The sequence below is a fragment of the Arthrobacter sp. AFG7.2 genome (genome assembly GCF_002892835.1).
Taxonomy (GTDB): Bacteria; Actinomycetota; Actinomycetes; order Actinomycetales; family Micrococcaceae; genus Arthrobacter.
This window is the reverse complement of record NZ_PJMB01000013.1, coordinates 80,101-96,991: the sequence shown is the minus strand read 5'-3', so window position 1 is coordinate 96,991 and position 16,891 is coordinate 80,101. Positions and strand designations below refer to the sequence as shown.

The window sequence follows — 16,891 nt, the reverse complement described above, 5'->3', positions numbered from 1 at the left end:
TACTCGTGAGCACCGCCTTCCGCCTTCCCCAGTTCGCCGGCCGCCTGGCGTCACGGCTGCCCCGCACCGTGGACAGGAGTGTCCGTCGCCTCGCCGTGGCATCCCTGATCGGGCAGACCCTCCTGGTGGTCACCGGTGGTGCGGTCCGGCTCACCTCCTCCGGCCTGGGCTGCCCCACCTGGCCGCGCTGCACGGACACGTCCCTGGTGAACACGCCCGAGATGGGCATCCACGGGTTCATCGAGTTCGGCAACCGCCTCCTCACCTTCGCCCTGGCCGCCGTCGCCGCCCTGATGCTGGCGTACCTGTGGAACCTTCGCAAAGAGCGCCGGGACCTTTTCCTGCTGGCACTGGGCCTGCTGGCCAGCATTCCCGCACAGGCCGTCATTGGCGGCATCACGGTCCTCACCAACCTGAACCCCTGGGTGGTTGGCCTCCATTTCCTGGTGTCCATGGCACTGGTGGTGTTCGCCACGCTGCTGGTGAATCGCGCGTTCGGGCGGACCGGCCGCTTCCGTACCGTTCCCCTCGCCGCCCTGCCGGGGGTCATGCGGCCGGTGACGGCCGCCGTCGCACTTTTTTCCGCCCTTGCCGTGATGCTTGGCGTGGTGGTGACCGGCGCCGGTCCCCATGCTGGTGATGCCGATGCCCCGCGGAACGGGCTGGACTGGGACCTGGTCTCGCACATCCACGCCGTGCCCGCGTACCTGGTGACGGCTGGGACCCTGGTGGCACTGGCACTGGTGGTTCTGCGCCGTATCAGCGGGCCCATCCGCGCAGCTGTCGTGGGTCTTCTAGGGGTCACCTTGCTGCAGGCCGTCATCGGTTTCACCCAGTATTACAACGGCGTCCCGGTCCTTTTGGTGGCCTCCCACATGCTGGGGGCCGCACTGCTCATGGCCGCTGCAACCAACGCCTGGGACATTGCCCGGTCAAGCCCGGTGAAATAGCTCCACGCTTCCAAACCACCCCTGAGCGCTCCGGTTCGACTATGAACCGGGGCGTTCGCCCTTTAACGACGCTCCATCAGTTTCTGCGCCCATGTGGCCAACCCTTGCTCACCTCCTGCCCCCATGGCAGACCCTTACTCACCTCCTGCGCCCCAATGGCAGATCCTTACTCACCTCCCGCGCCCCCACCGCAGACCCTCCATCACCTCCCGCGCCCCCACGCCCAACCCTCCATCACCTGCTTAAAGCAAAAACCCTCCCTCACCAACAGGTGAGGAAGGGATCCGCTGTTTGACGCCATATGTGAGCGAGCGTCTCAGGAAAACCCGCCGGACGTGAGTGAGCGCGCGGCCCTACCCTGCCATGACAGCCGGCCCGATGAACGGATCGACGGCCAGGGCGATGAACAGGAGAGTCAGGTAGCTGATGGAGCCGTGGAAGACCTTCATGGCCCGCTTGTCCGAGATGTCCTCCCGCTGTGCCCTGTTGTACAGCCCATGGGACTCATAAAGGAACCAGGCGCCCGCCAGGACTGCGGTCACGGTGTAGACCCAGCCGGCACCGCCGGCGGGAACCATCAGCAGGGAGCAGGCAACCATGGCCCAGGCGTAGAGGACAACCTGCACGGAGACCACCTTGGCCCCTGCGATGGCGCCGAGCATGGGGACCTTGGCGTTGCGGTAGTCCTCGCCATAGCGCATGGACAACGGCCAGTAGTGCGGCGGTGTCCACAGGAAGATCACCATGAAGAGGATGACGGCCGGCCACTCCACCGAGTTGGTGACGGCGGCCCAGGCGATGAGCACGGGGAAGCACCCGGCCGCACCGCCCCACACAATGTTCTGCGCTGTGCGGCGTTTGAGGATGATCGTGTAGATCACCACGTAGAAGAAGATGGCCCCCAGCCCCAGCCAGGCTGACAGCGGGTTGGCGCCGAACCATAGGATTGCGATGGCGGCGGCGCCCAGGAGCCAGGAGAACACCAGCGCTTCACGCGGGGTGACTTCACCGGTGACGAGGGGACGGTTCTCCGTGCGGTGCATCAGTTTGTCGATGTCGCGGTCGATGTAGCAATTGAACGCTCCGGCACTGCCGGCGGCGAAGGCGCCGCCCACCAGCGTGGCCAGGATGAGTCCGATCGAAGGGAACCCGCGCTCTGCATAAATCATGGTGGGCAGCGTGCTGACCAGGAGCAGTTCAATGACGCGGGGCTTGGTGAGGGCGAGATACGCCTTTGCCTTACGGGCAATCCCGGGACGCGAGGCCCTGGATGCGTTTAGCGGCATATCTGTTGTGCTCACGGTGGCAGTCACCCGTTCTGTTGGCAGTTCTGTCTGGCTGTCCAGTTTTGTCATACGGCCCCGCCCCGACCGGGCGCCCGCGGAACAGTGATCCACGCAACAGCGGGAGTCCGGGCGGCTGAAGCAGTTTCCCCAACCCGGCGCTGGCCTCCGAATATCATACCGCGCCGGCCCCCTCCCAACCGCCGGTCATTTGGTGCTGATGATCGCTGGCGCATCAATTCGAGCAGATTAACTCACCCTCACTTCGGGCGTATTCACATAAGGCGAAATTGCGTCCAAAACGTGAGATTTGAGCCACCCAGAGAATGGATTAGAGCTAAGCTGTCACCAGATCAGCACGCAGCAAGGAAGCAGGGGAAAACGCATTCCCAGCTGTCCGGCGGCTGAGTGAAAAGATCAACGTTTCGATGGTGAACGGCTGGTACACACCGCAGCGGGCGCCACACAGCGTGCCTTCACACGGATCCGGTGTGCCACCTGCCATCAGCACAGAGAGGGGCCCGGTTTTCGTGCCACATTTGGAAGAGCAAGAACTGTCCTGGACCGACTTGGACCAGCGCGCCGTGGACACTGTCCGCGTGCTGGCCGCGGACGCGGTGGAGAAGGTGGGCAACGGCCACCCTGGTACGGCGATGAGCCTGGCCCCGGCCGCGTACCTTCTTTTCCAGAAGCTGATGCGCCACGATCCCCGCAATCCGGAGTGGCTGGGCCGTGACCGTTTTGTCCTGTCCCCGGGCCACACCTCGCTCACCCTTTACATCCAGCTCTTCCTTTCCGGTTACGGCCTGGAGCTGAAGGACCTGGAAGCGCTGCGGACGTGGGGTTCGCTGACCCCGGGCCACCCCGAGTACAAGCACACCGCCGGCGTCGAGATCACCACCGGCCCGCTGGGCCAGGGCCTCGCGTCCTCAGTGGGCTTCGCGTACTCGCAGCGCCGGATGCGCGGCCTGTTCGACGCCGATGCTGCCGCCGGTGAGAGCCCGTTCGACCACACCATCTGGGTCATTGCGTCCGACGGCGACCTCCAGGAAGGCGTCACGGCTGAGGCTTCCTCGCTCGCCGGGCACCAGGAACTCGGCAACCTTGTTGTTGTCTACGACGAGAACCACATCTCCATCGAGGACGACACCGACATCGCCTTCACCGAAGATGTCCTGAAGCGCTACGAGGCCTACGGCTGGCACGTCCAGCGCGTGGACTGGACCAAGACCGGCGAATACAAGGAAGACGTCCAGGAGCTCTACTCCGCGCTCCTCGCGGCCAAGGCTGAAACGTCCAAGCCATCCATCGTGTCGCTGCGCACCATCATCGGCTACCCGGCACCGAAGAAGCAGAACACCGGCAAAATCCACGGCTCCGCCCTCGGTGCAGAAGAAGTCGCAGCACTGAAGGAAGTCCTGGGCTTTGACCCGGCCAAGTCCTTCGAGGTTGACCAGGACGTCCTGGCCCACGCCCGCGCCGTCGTGGACCGCGGCGCTGCCGCCCGCAAGGAATGGGAAGAGTCCTTCAATGCCTGGCAGGCAGCCAACCCTGAGGGCTCGGCCCTGCTGCAGCGGATTGAGGCCAAGGAACTTCCTGATGACGTCGACGGCGCCCTTCCGGTGTTCCCCGCGGGCAAGGACGTTTCCACCCGTGCAGCATCCGGCAAGGTCCTGAACGCCCTGGGCCCGGTCCTTCCCGAACTGTGGGGTGGATCTGCTGACCTCGCGGAATCAAACAACACCACCATTGAAGGTTCGCCGTCGTTCGTTCCTGCCTCCAAGCAGACCGATGCCTGGAAGGGCAACCCGTACGGACGGGTCCTCCACTTCGGTATCCGCGAGCACGCCGCAGCCTCCATCGTGAACGGCATCAGCCTGCACGGCCGCACCCGCGCGTTCTCGGGCACGTTCCTGATCTTCAGCGACTACCAGCGGCCCGCCATCCGCCTCGGCGCGCTGATGGGTGTCCCGTCCCTGTACGTCTGGACGCACGACTCCATCGGCCTGGGCGAAGACGGACCCACCCACCAGCCGGTGGAACAGCTCGCCTCGCTGCGCGCCATCGTGGGCCTGGACGTTGTCCGCCCCGGTGACGCGAATGAAGTGGCTGTGGCCTGGAAGACCATGCTCGAAAACCACTCCAACCCGGCCGGCATCGTCCTGACCCGCCAGAACATCCCCACCTGGGAACGCGGCGAGGGAGAGGCCGACGGCGACACCTTCGGTTCCGTAGCCGGCGTCGCCAAGGGCGGCTACGTGCTGGCCGAAGCTTCCAGTGACGGCGCCACCGTCCCGGCCGACGTCATCCTCATTGGCACCGGTTCCGAGGTCCAGCTGGCCGTCCAGGCCCGCGAAGCCCTGCAGGCCGAAGGCATCGCAGCCCGCGTTGTCTCGATGCCCTGCGTTGAATGGTTCAACAAGCAGGACGCCGCCTACCGCGAGTCCGTCCTGCCCGCCGCCGTCAAGGCCCGCGTGTCCGTCGAAGCAGGACTTGCCCTGGGCTGGAGGGAATTCGTCGGCGACGCCGGCCGTTCCATCAGCCTTGAGCACTACGGCGCTTCTGCTGACTACAAGCGGCTCTTCCAGGAGTTCGGCATCACCGCAGAAGCAGTTGCCGCGGCCGCCAAGGACTCCCTCGCAGGCCTCCAGGCCTAACAACCGATTTCCAGGAGATAAACACCATGACTACTCCCACCCAGCAGCTCTCCGACGCCGGAGTTTCCATCTGGCTCGATGACCTTTCCCGCGGACGCCTGGACACCGGCACGCTGGCCAAGCTCATCGAAGAGAAGAACGTGGTTGGTGTCACCACCAACCCGTCCATCTTCCACGCCGCGATCACCGCCGGCACCGACTACGATGCCACGATCGCAAAGCAGGCAGCAGCCGGCGCATCCGTCGAGGACACCATCTTCGAAATCACCACCACGGACGTCGCCGACGCCTGCGACCTGTTCGCACCCGTGGCAGCAGCCACCAACGGTGTTGACGGACGCGTTTCCATCGAAGTCGACCCGCGCCTTGCCTGGGACACCGCCGGCACCATCGCCGAGGCCAAGCACCTGTACAAGCGGGTCAACAAGGACAACGTCCTGATCAAGATCCCGGCAACCCTTGAGGGCCTCGAAGCGATCACCGCCACCCTGGCAGAGGGCATCAGCGTCAACGTGACCCTGATCTTCTCCCTGGAGCGCTACCGCGCGGTCATCAACGCCTTCCAGGGCGGTCTGGAGCAGGCCAAGGAAAACGGCCACGACCTGTCAAAGATCCACTCCGTGGCCTCGTTCTTCGTCTCCCGCGTTGACTCCGAGATCGACAAGCGCCTCGACGCCATCGGCACCGACGAGGCCAAGGCACTCAAGGGCAAGGCCGGCCTGGCCAACGCCCGCCTGGCCTACCAGGTCTACGAAGAGCTCTTCGCCACCGAACGCTGGGCCCTGCTCGCCGAAGCCGGCGCACTCCCCCAGCGTCCCCTGTGGGCCTCCACCGGCGTCAAGGACCCGGCCTACCCGGACACCCTCTACGTCACCGAACTCGTCGCCCCCGGCGTGGTCAACACCATGCCCGAAAAGACCCTGGACGCCACCTTCGACCACGGCGTGGTCACCGGCGACACGGTCACCGGCACCTATGCAGAAGCCAACGCCACCCTCGACGCCCTCGAGAAGCTCGGCATCTCGTACAACGAGGTCGTCGCACTCCTGGAGTCCGAAGGCCTGGACAAGTTCGTGGCCAGCTGGAAAGAACTCCTGGGCGACGTCGAAGGCGCCCTCGCCTCTGCACGGAAGGCCTCCTAACCCACAATGAGCACACTCAGCTACGAAGCCACAGGTGCCGCGCAGCAGGCACTGGACCAGCACCTCCCCGTCCTGGTGGAGGACCGCATTGCCACCCGCATCTTCGCAAAGGACCACACCCTGTGGGGTCCCGACGCCGAAGCAGAGTCGGCCATCCGGCTCGGCTGGGTTGAGGCGGCCACCGTCTCCCAGCCGCTGGTGAAGGAGATCCTGGAGCTCCGCGACGCCCTCCGTTCCGAGGGTGTTTCCCGGATCGCGCTCTGCGGCATGGGTGGATCCTCGCTGGCTCCCGAGGTCATTGCCGGCACCGCCGGCGTCGAGCTGACTGTGCTGGACAGCACGGACCCGGACCAGGTCCGTGCTGCCCTGGCGGACCGGCTGGCGGAGACGGCCATTGTGGTCTCCTCCAAGTCCGGTTCCACCGTGGAGACTGACTCCCAGCGACGGGTCTTCGAAAAAGCGTTCAACGACGCCGGTATCGACGCCACCAGCCGCATCATCATCGTCACGGACCCGGGCTCGCCCCTGGACAAAGCCTCCCGCGAGGCCGGCTACCGGGCCGTCTTCAACGCCGACCCCAACGTCGGCGGCCGTTTCTCGGCACTGACCGCGTTCGGGCTTGTTCCTTCGGGCCTGGCCGGCGTGGACATCCAGGCCTTCCTGGACGAAGCCGAGGAAGCAGCCGAAGTCCTCAACGATGACGCGCCGGAGAACATCGGCCTGGCGCTGGGAACCGCCCTGGGCGGAACCAGCCCGCTGCGCAACAAAATCGTGATCGCCGAGGACGGGTCCGGCATCGTTGGCTTCGCTGACTGGGCCGAGCAGCTCATCGCCGAGTCCACGGGCAAGCTGGGCACCGGCGTCCTGCCGGTGGTAGCCGGCCCCGGCTCACCGGAGGTCAGCACCGGTGCACCGGACGTCCTGGTGGTGCGGCTGGTAGCTGCCGATGCCGACGTCGAACTCGGGGAAAACGAAGTTGCCATCGCCGGCGGGCTGCCCGCCCAGATGATGGTCTGGGAGTTCGCCACTGCCGTGGCGGGACGCCTGCTCGGCATCAACCCCTTCGACCAGCCCGACGTCGAGGCCGCCAAGGTGGCCGCCCGCGGACTGCTGGACGCACAGCCCGAACCTACGCCGGCAAAGTTCGTTGATGGAGCCATCGAGGTGCGCGGCGGTGAGTGGCTGGGCGATGCCGCGACGGCAGAGGACGCAGTCAAGGCCCTGCTGGACACGCTGGCCAGCGACAGCTACCTCAGCGTCCAGGCCTACTTCGACCGGCTGGCGTTTGCGCAGCTTGAAGGCATCCGGGACGAGCTGGCCGCTGTTTCCGGGCGCCCCGTCACATTCGGCTGGGGCCCCCGGTTCCTGCACTCCACCGGGCAGTTCCACAAGGGTGGTCCGGCCATCGGCGTGTTCCTCCAGGTCACAGCTGCTTTCGCGGAGGACCTTGCCATTCCGGACCGTCCCTTCACGTTCGGGGAACTGATCGCCGCGCAGGCCGCAGGCGATGCCCAGGTCCTGGCTGACCACGGCCGTCCCGTGCTTCGCCTGCACCTCACTGACCGCACTGCCGGTGTGGCACAGTTGCAGGACATCATTGCTGCGCTGTCCGCCAGGTCAGCCTCCGTTACTGAAAGCTAAGGCACAAAAGCACCATGCCAGAAACTGAATATGGCAGGAGGTCCGCTGGTCGCGGGCGGAATCCGCTCCGCGACCCGCGGGACCGCCGCCTGAACCGGATCGCCGGTCCGTCATCACTGGTCCTCTTCGGAGTGACCGGTGACCTTGCCCGCAAGAAGCTCATGCCGGCGGTGTACGACCTCGCCAACCGCGGCCTCCTGCCGCCCAGCTTTGCCCTGGTGGGCTTTGCCCGGCGCCAGTGGGACAAAGAGGACTTCGCGGCTGAGGTGAAGGCTTCCGTGCAGGCCTACGCCCGTACTCCTTTTGATGAAGCGGTCTGGAACCAGCTCTCCGAGGGCATCCGCTTTGTGCAGGGCGAGTTCGACGACGACGACGCCTTTGAGCGTTTGGGTGAAGTCATCGATGAGCTTGACGAGCTGCGCGGCACCCGGGGGAACCACGCGTTCTACCTCTCCATCCCGCCGAAGGCCTTCGAGCAGGTCTGCCGGCAGCTCTCCAAGCATGGCCTCGCGCAGGCTGAGGGTGACAAGTGGCGCCGCGTCGTGATCGAGAAGCCATTCGGGCACGACCTCGAGTCAGCCCGGCAGCTGAACGACATTGTGGAATCGGTGTTCCCCCCGGACGCGGTGTTCCGGATCGACCACTACCTGGGCAAGGAAACGGTCCAGAACATCCTGGCGCTGCGATTCGCGAACCAGCTGTTCGAGCCGCTGTGGAACGCCAACTACGTGGACCACGTCCAGATCACCATGGCCGAGGACATTGGCACCGGCGGCCGGGCAGGCTATTACGACGGCGTGGGCGCGGCCCGCGACGTCATCCAGAACCACCTGCTGCAGCTGCTGGCGCTGACGGCAATGGAGGAGCCCATCTCCTTCAATGCCGACGATCTACGCGCGGAAAAGGAGAAAGTCCTCGCCGCCGTCAAGCTCCCCGACGACCTGTCCTCGCATTCCGCGCGCGGCCAGTTCACCGGCGGCTGGCAGGGCGGCGAACAGGTCCAGGGCTACCTGGAAGAGGATGGCATCCCTGCCAACTCCACCACCGAAACCTTCGCCGCCATCCGGGTGGACATCCACACGCGGCGCTGGTCCGGGGTCCCGTTCTACCTGCGTGCCGGCAAACGACTGGGCCGGCGGGTCACCGAAATTGCCGTGGTGTTCAAGCGGGCACCGAACCTGCTGTTCCGCGACCATGCCGAGGACGACTTCGGCCAGAACGCGGTAGTAATCCGGGTCCAACCGGACGAGGGCGTCACCATCCGGTTCGGTTCCAAAGTCCCCGGCACCCAAATGGAAGTCCGGGACGTCACCATGGACTTCGGCTACGGCCACTCCTTCACCGAATCCAGCCCCGAAGCCTACGAGCGGTTGATCCTGGACGTGCTCCTGGGCGAGCCGCCGCTGTTCCCGCGGCACGAGGAAGTTGAACTTTCCTGGAAGATCCTTGACCCGTTCGAGGAATACTGGGCGACCCTGGACGAACAGCCCGAGCCCTACGCTCCGGGATCCTGGGGCCCTGCCTCGGCAGACGAGCTGCTGGCGCGCGACGGACGAACCTGGAGAAGGCCATGATTGTAGACCTGCCGGACACCACCACCTCAAAGGTTTCCAAGAAGATCATGTCCCTGCGCGAGCAGGGCGGCGTGATTGCCCTCGGACGCGTGCTCACCCTGGTCGTGGTCACCAAGTCCGGGCTGGAGGAAGAAGCCATCGAGGCCGCCAACGAGGCCAGCCGCGAACACCCCTGCCGGATCATCGTCCTGGCCGACGCCGGGGCAGACGCTGCAGACAAGCTGGACGGCCAGATCCGGGTGGGCGGTGACGCCGGAGCATCGGAGGTAATCGTGCTGCGCGGCTATGGCCAGCTCTCCCACGAAAGCGAATCCCTCGTGGCCGCACTGCTGCTCCCCGATGCACCAATTGTGGCCTGGTGGCCGCACGGCGCCCCGGAAAACGCCTGCGAAACGTCCATCGGGAAAATCGCGCACCGCCGCATCACCGACTCCGCCAACGAACCGGATCCGCAGCGGGCGCTGGAGAACATCCGGTCCACCTACAAAGCCGGCGACACGGACCTGGCCTGGACCCGCCTGACCAACTGGCGGATCCAGCTCGCCGCCGTCCTGGACCAGGTGGATTCCTCTCCCGTCACGGCCGTCGCCGTCGAGGGAGCCTCCGATTCCCCCAGCACCATCCTCCTCGCAGCCTGGCTGACCCTCACCCTGGACGCACCGGTGACCATCGTCGCTGACCCGGCAGGCACGGGCATCCGCCGGGTCCGGCTGACCAGGCAGAGCGGTGACATCCAGCTCTTCCGGCCGGGGTTGTCCGTCGCCGAACTGACCCAGCCCGGCCAGCCCGCACAGCGGATATCGCTGCCGCGGCGCAGCCTGCGGGACTGCCTCGCCGAGGAACTCCGCCGCCTGGACCCGGACGAAGTGTTTGGGGAAGTGATTACTATTGGACTGCCACGTACCAATCTAAGGAGCGTCCGACCCAGTGAGCGTTGACCCAAGAGTAAGCATCCATCCTGATTCGTCGGTCCTGATGGCTGCCATCGCGGCCCGCCTGATCACCAAACTGGTCGACGTCCAGGACAAATTCGGTGAGGCCACCGTAGTGCTGACCGGGGGAACAGTGGGGATCGGAACGCTGAAAGCGGTCGCTGACTCTCCGGCCGCTCCCGCTGTGGATTGGTCGAAGGTCAACTTCTGGTGGGGCGACGAGAGGTTCCTTCCCGCCGCGGACCCCGACCGGAATACGGTGCAGGCCTACGAGGCGCTGCTGTCGCACATTCCGGTTGACCCCGGGCGGATCCACGAGCCCGGATCAGCTGATGATTTCGGGAGTCCCGAAGAGGCCGCGGAGGACTACGCCCGGCGCCTGAATGATGCTGCCTCCCTTGAGCACGCGGCCGACATGTCCGATGACCGGCCCGAAGAGCCGGCCGCCCTGCCACGGCTGGACGTTGTCCTGCTGGGCGTTGGCCCCGATGCGCATATCGCCTCGCTGTTTCCCGAGCAGGCCGGTGTCCGGGACAAGGAACGCATGGTGGTGGGTGTGCGCAACTCGCCCAAGCCGCCGCCGCTGCGGGTATCGCTGACGCTGCCGGCAATCAACACCGCCTCCGAAGTCTGGATGGTGGTGGCCGGCGAAGACAAGGCCGGCGCCGTGGGACTGGCCCTTGCGGGCGCCAACCCGGTGCAGGTCCCCGCTGCCGGGCCGCGGGGTACATCGAGGACCTTATGGCTCATCGATGAGAACGCTGCCTCACGGGTCCCGCAGCAGCTCGTCCGGAAGGACGCCGCGGGCGCGTAGTTTTTCCAGGGCTCCGGCCAGGACGTCTTCTGCGTCCTGGCCGGAGCGCCGTTCTTTAACGTACTCAAGATGCGTCTTGTAACCGTCATCCAGCCCCTCCGCTGCTGCGGCCCCCTCCCCCTCCCGGGATGCGGGCGCTCCACAGCGGCGGCAATCCCAGATCAGCGGAATCTGGTCCTCGGGGAGCTTGAGGAAAACCGGGCTGGTCTCATGGCCCTTGGCGCACCAGTAGGACACCCTGATACGGGGCAGCGCCTTTCCCTGGTCCTCTGTCTCGAAGCTGACACCCGTCCCCTCCGTGACACCTGCCCGGGTGCCGCGGAAACCTGACGCCGGATGAATCATCGGGACTCCTGCCTGGTTAAACAAAAACTGTGGCTGTCGGGAACCGACAGCCACAGTTTAGTTCGCAGACCGGCGCCGCGGCAGTATCCGGGCCGGACCTTTTGGTGAACGGGTCAGGAGTCTCCGCCGCCGCTGAACCGCATAATCAGGCCCAGCGCGATAATCACGACGCCCCAGGTCACGCCAAGGATCACCGTGAACCTGTTCAGGTTGCGTTCGGCAACGCCGGAGGAGCTGAGGCCGGAGCTCATGCCGCCGCCGAACATGTCCGACATCCCGCCGCCCCGTCCCTTGTGGAGGAGGATGAGCAGCGTCAGCAGGAGGCTGGTGATGCCCAGGAGGATCTGCAGAATGACATGAAGAACGTCCACGACGGCCTTTCAGGAAGTTGGAATTGCGGGAGTGTGCGCAGCGGGACGGACTAGTCCGTCACCAGGTGACTCTCGAACCTGACAATATTAGCAAACTCGGCAGGATCGAGGCTTGCACCGCCTACCAGGAGCCCGTCCACGTCGCGTTCCTTCAGGATGGCGGCCGCGTTGTTCGCCTTCACTGAACCGCCGTACAGCAGCCGGGTCTTCGCCGCCACATCTCCGCCGAACAGTGACTCAAGCTCGGCGCGGATGGCTGCACACATTTCCTGAGCGTCCTCAGGGCCTGCCACTTCACCGGTGCCGATAGCCCAAACGGGTTCGTAGGCCACGACGAGTTCGGCAGCCTGCTCGGGCGTCAGGCCGGCAACCCCGGCGCGCAACTGGTCCAGGGTGTGGTTGACATGTGTTCCCGCCTGGCGGATCTCCAGGCCCTCGCCGACGCACAGCACGGGGGTGAGGCCGTGCTTGAAGGCTGCCTTGACCTTGGCGTTGAGGACGTCGTCGGATTCGTTGTGGATGGTCCGGCGTTCGCTGTGCCCCACCAGCACGTACTTGCAGCCCAGCTTGCTCAGGAACTGGCCGGAGATGTCACCGGTGTAGGCGCCCGAATCGAACTGCGAAAGGTCCTGCCCGCCGTAGGCGACATCCAGGTCGTCACCTTGGACAAGGGTCTGGACGCCGCGGAGGTCCGTGAACGGCGGGAAGACGGCAACCTCAACCCGGCTGTAGTCATGCTTGGCGTCGGAGAGGGTCCAGGCCAGCTTCTGCAGGAGGGTGATGCCCTGCACGTGGTCCATGTTCATTTTCCAGTTGCCGGCAATAAAGGGCTTGCGGTCGAAAGCGCCGTTCGTTGACGTAGTCACGTATTCTCCAAACAAGTTCTTGATATGTGTTCGGCCGGCAGGCTGCCGCGGGGCAACCTGCCGGCCGGAGGACAAAAGAGCCAGGTACTGCTAGCGGTCCAGGACGCTGAGCCCCGGAAGCTCCTTGCCTTCGAGGTACTCCAGGCTGGCACCGCCACCGGTGGAAATGTGGCCGAACTGGTCGTCGGCAAACCCAAGCGTGCGGACTGCAGCGGCTGAGTCGCCTCCGCCCACCACGGTAAATGCTTCGGTTTCGGTCAGTGCCTGTGCAATGGCCCGGGTACCGGCGGAGAAGGCTTCGAACTCGAAAACCCCCATCGGGCCGTTCCAGAAGACTGTCCTGGCACTCTTGATCCGCTCAGCAAATGCGGCTGCCGAATCCGGTCCGATGTCCAGCCCGATGCCCTGGGCGCCGAAGCTGCTGCCTTCGATGTTGTCCGCGGGAACAGTTTCGTGGGCCGCGTCTGCGGCGAACTTTTCCGCCACCACGACGTCCGTGGGAACCACGAATTCAGTGCCGGCGTCCGCTGCGCGCTTGAGGTAGTCCTGGACTACGGGAATCTGGTCCTCCTCCAGCAGGCTGGAGGCCACCTTGTGACCGGCTGCGGCGAGGAAGGTGAAGAGCATTCCGCCACCCACCAGGATGGTGTCCGCCTTGCCCAGCAGGTTATCGATGACGGCGAGCTTGTCCGAAACCTTGGATCCGCCGAGCACCACCACGTAGGGACGCTGGGTGTCGGTGGTGAGCTTCCGGAGGACTTCCACCTCAGTGTGCACAAGGTCGCCGAGGTAGGACGGAAGCCGGGTGGCGACGTCGTACACGCTGGCGTGCTTGCGGTGCACTGCGCCGAAGGCGTCGTCCACGTAAGCGCCGTTGTCGCCAGTCAGCGCCACCAGCTCGTCAGCGAAGGCGCCGCGTTCGGCGTCGTCCTTGCTCGTTTCGCGGGGGTCGAAGCGGACGTTCTCCAGGACGAGCACTTCGCCATCCTGGAGGGATTCTGCTGCTTCCCTGGCGGCGGTACCGACCGTGTCACCGGCAAGGGTGACCTTGAAGCTGGCCAGTTCGGCCAGTCGGGCGACTGCGGGCCGAAGGGAGTACTTGTCCTCAGGGGCGCCCTTGGGGCGGCCGAGGTGGGCTGTTACCAGCACGCGGGCACCGGCGTCCGTGAGCTTCGCCAGCACTGGGAGTGAGGCCTTGATGCGGCCGTCGTCAGTGACTGTAAAGCCGTCGAGCGGCACATTCAGGTCGCTTCGAACCAGAATGTACCGCCCGCGGACACCTTCAGCGATGAGTTCGTTGAGGGTGTTGGATGTCATGTGTCTAACCCTAGCCCAGCTTGGCTGCAACAAGCTCCGTGAGGTCAACGAGGCGGTTGGAGTAGCCCCATTCGTTGTCATACCAGGAAACAACCTTGACCTGGTTTCCGATCACCTTGGTCAGGCCGGAGTCGAAGATGGACGAGGCCGGGTCACCGACGATGTCCGAGGAAACGATCGGCTCGTCCGTGTAGGTCAGGAAGCCCTGGAGCTCCTCGGACTCGGCAGCGCGCTTGAGGGCGGCGTTGACTTCCTCCACGGTGGTCTCGCGGGAGACGGTGACCGTCAGGTCGGTTGCGGAGCCGGTGGGAACGGGAACGCGGATGGCGTAGCCGTCGAGCTTGCCCTTGAGTTCCGGCAGGACCAGGCCGATGGCCTTGGCAGCTCCCGTGGACGTGGGCACCATGTTGATGGCGGCAGCGCGTGCACGGCGCAGGTCCTTGTGGGGGCCGTCCTGCAGGTTCTGGTCGGCGGTGTAGGCGTGGACGGTGGTCATGAGGCCGCGCTCGATGCCGAACTCGTCATTGACCACCTTGGCCAGCGGGCCGAGGCAGTTGGTGGTGCAGGAGGCGTTGGAAATGATGTGGTGCGTGGCGTTGTCGTACAGGTTGTGGTTGACGCCCATCACGATGGTGATGTCCTCGTCGGAGGCAGGAGCGGAAATCAGGACCTTCTTGGCGCCGGCGTCGATGTGCTTCCGGGCATCGGCGGCCTTGGTGAAGAAGCCGGTGGATTCGATCACGATGTCCACGCCCAGCTCACCCCAGGGAAGGTTGGCGGGATCCCGCTCGGCGAGCACCTTGATGACGGTGCCGTTGACGACGATGTTGCCGTCTTTGACCTCAATGGTTTCCTTCAGGCGACCGCCGACGGAGTCGTACTTGAAGAGGTGTGCGAGTGCTTCGGGGCTGGTGAGGTCGTTGACTGCAACGATCTCCAGGTCCGCGCCCTGAGCGAGTGCTGCGCGGAAGTAGTTGCGGCCAATACGGCCAAAGCCGTTGATACCAATACGGGTCGTCACTTTTTCAGTCTCCTTGGTGCTTTCTGAAGCACAACTAGTTGAGCGGGCTATCAAGCCAACTAACAGATCCCGCACGCCATTGGGCAGAGATGATTTACAAACGGAGGGCGACCAGCCTCATTGCTGAAGGCTAACCGCCTTCCGTGACCTATCTTACGTTTAACTGGGTCCGCCCCCGCAAGTGCGGGGTCGGACCGTCCACATCCCGGCCACTATAAGTCCGGTTTGTGAGGTTTGTTACATACTCCTGCGCTGTGCGCTGCTACGGAAGGGTGATGAGTCCCGTGGCGTTGGTGCGGGCAGCCTCGAAGCGCTTTGCAACGTCCGCCCAGTTAACGATGTTCCAGAACGCCTTGACGTAGTCCGCCTTCACGTTGACGTAGTCCAGGTAGAAGGCGTGCTCCCACATGTCCAGCATCAGCAGCGGGGTGGTGCCCAGCGCGGTGTTGCCCTGCTGGTCGTACAGCTGCTCGATGACCAGGTTCCCGCCGATGGGCTCGTAGGCCAGGAAGCCCCATCCGGAGCCCTGCAGGCCAAGTGCTGCTGCGGAGAACTGGGCGCGGAAGGCGTCGAAGGAGCCGAACGCGTCGTCGATGGCCGCCGCGAGCTCGCCTTCGGGCTTGTCGCCGCCGTCCGGGGAAAGGTTGTTCCAGAATACGGAGTGGTTGACGTGGCCGCCGGTGTGGAACGCGAGGTCCTTGGAGAGCCTGTTGATGTTGGCGAAGTCGCCCTTCTCACGTGCTTCAGCCAGCTGGGCCAGGGCGTTGTTGGCGCCGGCAACGTAGGTTGCGTGGTGCTTGCTGTGGTGCAGCTCCATGATCCGCGCGGAAATGTGCGGCTCCAGGGCGGCGTAGTCGTAGCTGAGTTCGGGCAATACGTACTCGGTCACAAAATCCTCCAATATCGTGGACATTCGGTCCGGTTGGTAACTCTCGGATTGTGCATCCGGGCGGCGCGCGCCCGGAATCTTTTTGATTCTATGGGGGCTGTTACTCGTCCAGCATTTCCGGTGTCACATTGGCGTCGGTCCCCGGGATGCCAAGGTCCAACGCGCGCTTGTCCGCCATGGCCAGCAGCCGGCGGATCCTGCCGGCGATCGCGTCCTTGGTCATCACCGGGTCCGCAAGGCGTCCCAGCTCATCCAGGCTGGCCTGCTTGTGCGCCACCCGCAACTCGCCGGCGTACTTCAGGTGGTCCGGAACGTCGTCCCCGAGGATTTCCAGGGCACGGTCCACACGCGCTCCCGCGGCCACGGCTGCCTGGGCAGAGCGGCGCAGGTTGGCGTCGTCGAAATTTGCCAGCCGGTTGGCGGTGGCGCGGACTTCCTTGCGCATCCGCCGTTCCTCCCAGACCATCAGGGCGTCATGGGCGCCCATCCGGGTGAGGAGGGCCGCGATGGTGTCGCCGTCCCGGATCACCACGCGGTCCACGCCGCGGACCTCACGGGCTTTCGCCTGGATGTCCAGGCGGCGTGCGGCGCCCACGAGCGCCAGCGCCGATTCGGGGCCGGGGCAGGTGACTTCGAGGGATGATGACCGGCCAGGTTCCGTCAGGGAGCCGTGCGCCAGGAAGGCGCCCCGCCATACGGCTTCGGCGTCAGCGGCAGAACCATTAACGACGGCGGACGGCAGCCCGCGGACGGGACGGCCGCGGCCGTCGAGCAGGCCGGTCTGGCGGGCCAGCGCCTCGCCGTCGCGCACGACACGAACGACGTAGCGGCTGGCGCGGCGCAGTCCCCCGGCAGAAACCACAATGATTTCACTTTGGTGTCCGTAGACTTCCGCGATGGCAGCCCGGAGGCGCCGTGCGGTGGAGGCAAGGTCCACTTCCGCTTCAATCACGATGCGGCCAGAGATGATGTGCAGCCCGCCCGCGAAGCGGAGCATGGCGGAAACTTCGGCCTTGCGCACTGATGACTTTTTGATGTCCAGACGGGACAGTTCTTCTTTGACCGATGCTGTCAGTGCCATGGCACCTT

Annotated in this window: 15 protein-coding genes; 7 read left to right on the top strand and 8 right to left on the bottom strand. The window is 65.1% G+C overall.

Annotated features, from left to right (window positions below; genetic code table 11):
• Window positions 1-5: 5 nt before the first annotated feature.
• A complete protein-coding gene (locus tag CXX84_RS17835) occupies window positions 6-950 on the top strand; it encodes a COX15/CtaA family protein (RefSeq protein ID WP_102978063.1) in 945 nt (314 codons plus the stop codon).
• Between the two features lie 353 nt (window positions 951-1,303).
• On the opposite strand, the gene CXX84_RS17830 is transcribed toward CXX84_RS17835, so the two are convergent.
• Window positions 1,304-2,263, bottom strand: a complete 960-nt coding sequence (locus CXX84_RS17830) for a heme o synthase (RefSeq protein WP_102978083.1) — start codon at window positions 2,261-2,263, stop codon at window positions 1,304-1,306.
• 509 nt (window positions 2,264-2,772) lie between these two features.
• Between CXX84_RS17830 and tkt the strand changes: the two genes are divergently transcribed.
• From tkt to pgl, 6 genes are read left to right on the top strand one after another with little or no spacing between them, the layout of a single operon-like run.
• The gene (tkt, locus tag CXX84_RS17825; RefSeq protein WP_102978082.1) at window positions 2,773-4,890 is read left to right on the top strand and encodes a transketolase; all 2,118 of its coding nucleotides are present in this window, start codon (window positions 2,773-2,775) and stop codon (window positions 4,888-4,890) included.
• Window positions 4,891-4,916: 26 nt separating this feature from the next.
• Window positions 4,917-6,032, top strand: coding sequence for a transaldolase (gene tal, locus CXX84_RS17820; RefSeq protein WP_102978062.1), 1,116 nt, complete (start codon window positions 4,917-4,919; stop codon window positions 6,030-6,032).
• Between the two features lie 6 nt (window positions 6,033-6,038).
• Window positions 6,039-7,673 carry a glucose-6-phosphate isomerase gene (locus CXX84_RS17815; protein WP_102978061.1) on the top strand — a complete coding sequence of 545 codons (1,635 nt, stop codon included), beginning with the start codon at window positions 6,039-6,041 and terminating at the stop codon, window positions 7,671-7,673.
• Between the two features lie 14 nt (window positions 7,674-7,687).
• The gene (gene zwf / locus CXX84_RS17810) at window positions 7,688-9,247 is read left to right on the top strand and encodes a glucose-6-phosphate dehydrogenase (RefSeq protein WP_102978060.1); all 1,560 of its coding nucleotides are present in this window, start codon (window positions 7,688-7,690) and stop codon (window positions 9,245-9,247) included.
• Window positions 9,244-10,185 carry a glucose-6-phosphate dehydrogenase assembly protein OpcA gene (locus CXX84_RS17805; protein ID WP_102978059.1) on the top strand — a complete coding sequence of 314 codons (942 nt, stop codon included), beginning with the start codon at window positions 9,244-9,246 and terminating at the stop codon, window positions 10,183-10,185. Before zwf ends, CXX84_RS17805 begins: the two co-directional genes overlap by 4 nt.
• Window positions 10,175-10,993 carry a 6-phosphogluconolactonase gene (pgl, locus tag CXX84_RS17800; protein WP_102978058.1) on the top strand — a complete coding sequence of 273 codons (819 nt, stop codon included), beginning with the start codon at window positions 10,175-10,177 and terminating at the stop codon, window positions 10,991-10,993. The genes CXX84_RS17805 and pgl overlap by 11 nt, the downstream gene beginning before the upstream one ends.
• Here pgl and CXX84_RS17795 read toward each other — a convergent pair.
• The 7 genes from CXX84_RS17795 to whiA all read right to left on the bottom strand — a co-directional run bounded on the left by CXX84_RS17795 (window position 10,946) and on the right by whiA (window position 16,883).
• Window positions 10,946-11,338: an RNA polymerase-binding protein RbpA gene (locus CXX84_RS17795; RefSeq protein ID WP_102978057.1), complete on the bottom strand. Its 393-nt coding sequence runs from the start codon at window positions 11,336-11,338 to the stop codon at window positions 10,946-10,948. The two genes, pgl and CXX84_RS17795, sit on opposite strands and share 48 nt — an antisense overlap.
• 113 nt (window positions 11,339-11,451) lie before the next feature.
• On the bottom strand, window positions 11,452-11,709 hold the full coding sequence (gene secG / locus CXX84_RS17790; RefSeq protein WP_102978056.1) for a preprotein translocase subunit SecG: 258 nt from the start codon (window positions 11,707-11,709) through the stop codon (window positions 11,452-11,454).
• A gap of 50 nt (window positions 11,710-11,759) precedes the next feature.
• A complete protein-coding gene (gene tpiA / locus CXX84_RS17785) occupies window positions 11,760-12,575 on the bottom strand; it encodes a triose-phosphate isomerase (protein WP_102978055.1) in 816 nt (271 codons plus the stop codon).
• 90 nt (window positions 12,576-12,665) lie between these two features.
• Window positions 12,666-13,892 carry a phosphoglycerate kinase gene (locus CXX84_RS17780; RefSeq protein WP_102978054.1) on the bottom strand — a complete coding sequence of 409 codons (1,227 nt, stop codon included), beginning with the start codon at window positions 13,890-13,892 and terminating at the stop codon, window positions 12,666-12,668.
• Window positions 13,893-13,902: 10 nt separating this feature from the next.
• Window positions 13,903-14,913: a type I glyceraldehyde-3-phosphate dehydrogenase gene (gene gap, locus CXX84_RS17775; protein ID WP_102978053.1), complete on the bottom strand. Its 1,011-nt coding sequence runs from the start codon at window positions 14,911-14,913 to the stop codon at window positions 13,903-13,905.
• A 262-nt stretch (window positions 14,914-15,175) separates the two neighbouring features.
• The gene (locus CXX84_RS17770; RefSeq protein ID WP_102978081.1) at window positions 15,176-15,802 is read right to left on the bottom strand and encodes a superoxide dismutase; all 627 of its coding nucleotides are present in this window, start codon (window positions 15,800-15,802) and stop codon (window positions 15,176-15,178) included.
• 100 nt (window positions 15,803-15,902) lie between these two features.
• Window positions 15,903-16,883 carry a DNA-binding protein WhiA gene (gene whiA / locus CXX84_RS17765; protein WP_015937022.1) on the bottom strand — a complete coding sequence of 327 codons (981 nt, stop codon included), beginning with the start codon at window positions 16,881-16,883 and terminating at the stop codon, window positions 15,903-15,905.
• Window positions 16,884-16,891: the final 8 nt, after the last annotated feature.

Coding starts and splice junctions, on each gene's coding strand:
- CXX84_RS17815 (WP_102978061.1), top strand. CDS start 6,039: ATGAGCACACTCAGCTACGAAGCCACAGGTGCCGCGCAGCAGGCACTG.
- CXX84_RS17780 (WP_102978054.1), bottom strand. CDS start 13,892: ATGACATCCAACACCCTCAACGAACTCATCGCTGAAGGTGTCCGCGGG.
- CXX84_RS17795 (WP_102978057.1), bottom strand. CDS start 11,338: ATGATTCATCCGGCGTCAGGTTTCCGCGGCACCCGGGCAGGTGTCACG.
- tal (WP_102978062.1), top strand. CDS start 4,917: ATGACTACTCCCACCCAGCAGCTCTCCGACGCCGGAGTTTCCATCTGG.
- whiA (WP_015937022.1), bottom strand. CDS start 16,883: ATGGCACTGACAGCATCGGTCAAAGAAGAACTGTCCCGTCTGGACATC.
- zwf (WP_102978060.1), top strand. CDS start 7,688: ATGCCAGAAACTGAATATGGCAGGAGGTCCGCTGGTCGCGGGCGGAAT.
- CXX84_RS17805 (WP_102978059.1), top strand. CDS start 9,244: ATGATTGTAGACCTGCCGGACACCACCACCTCAAAGGTTTCCAAGAAG.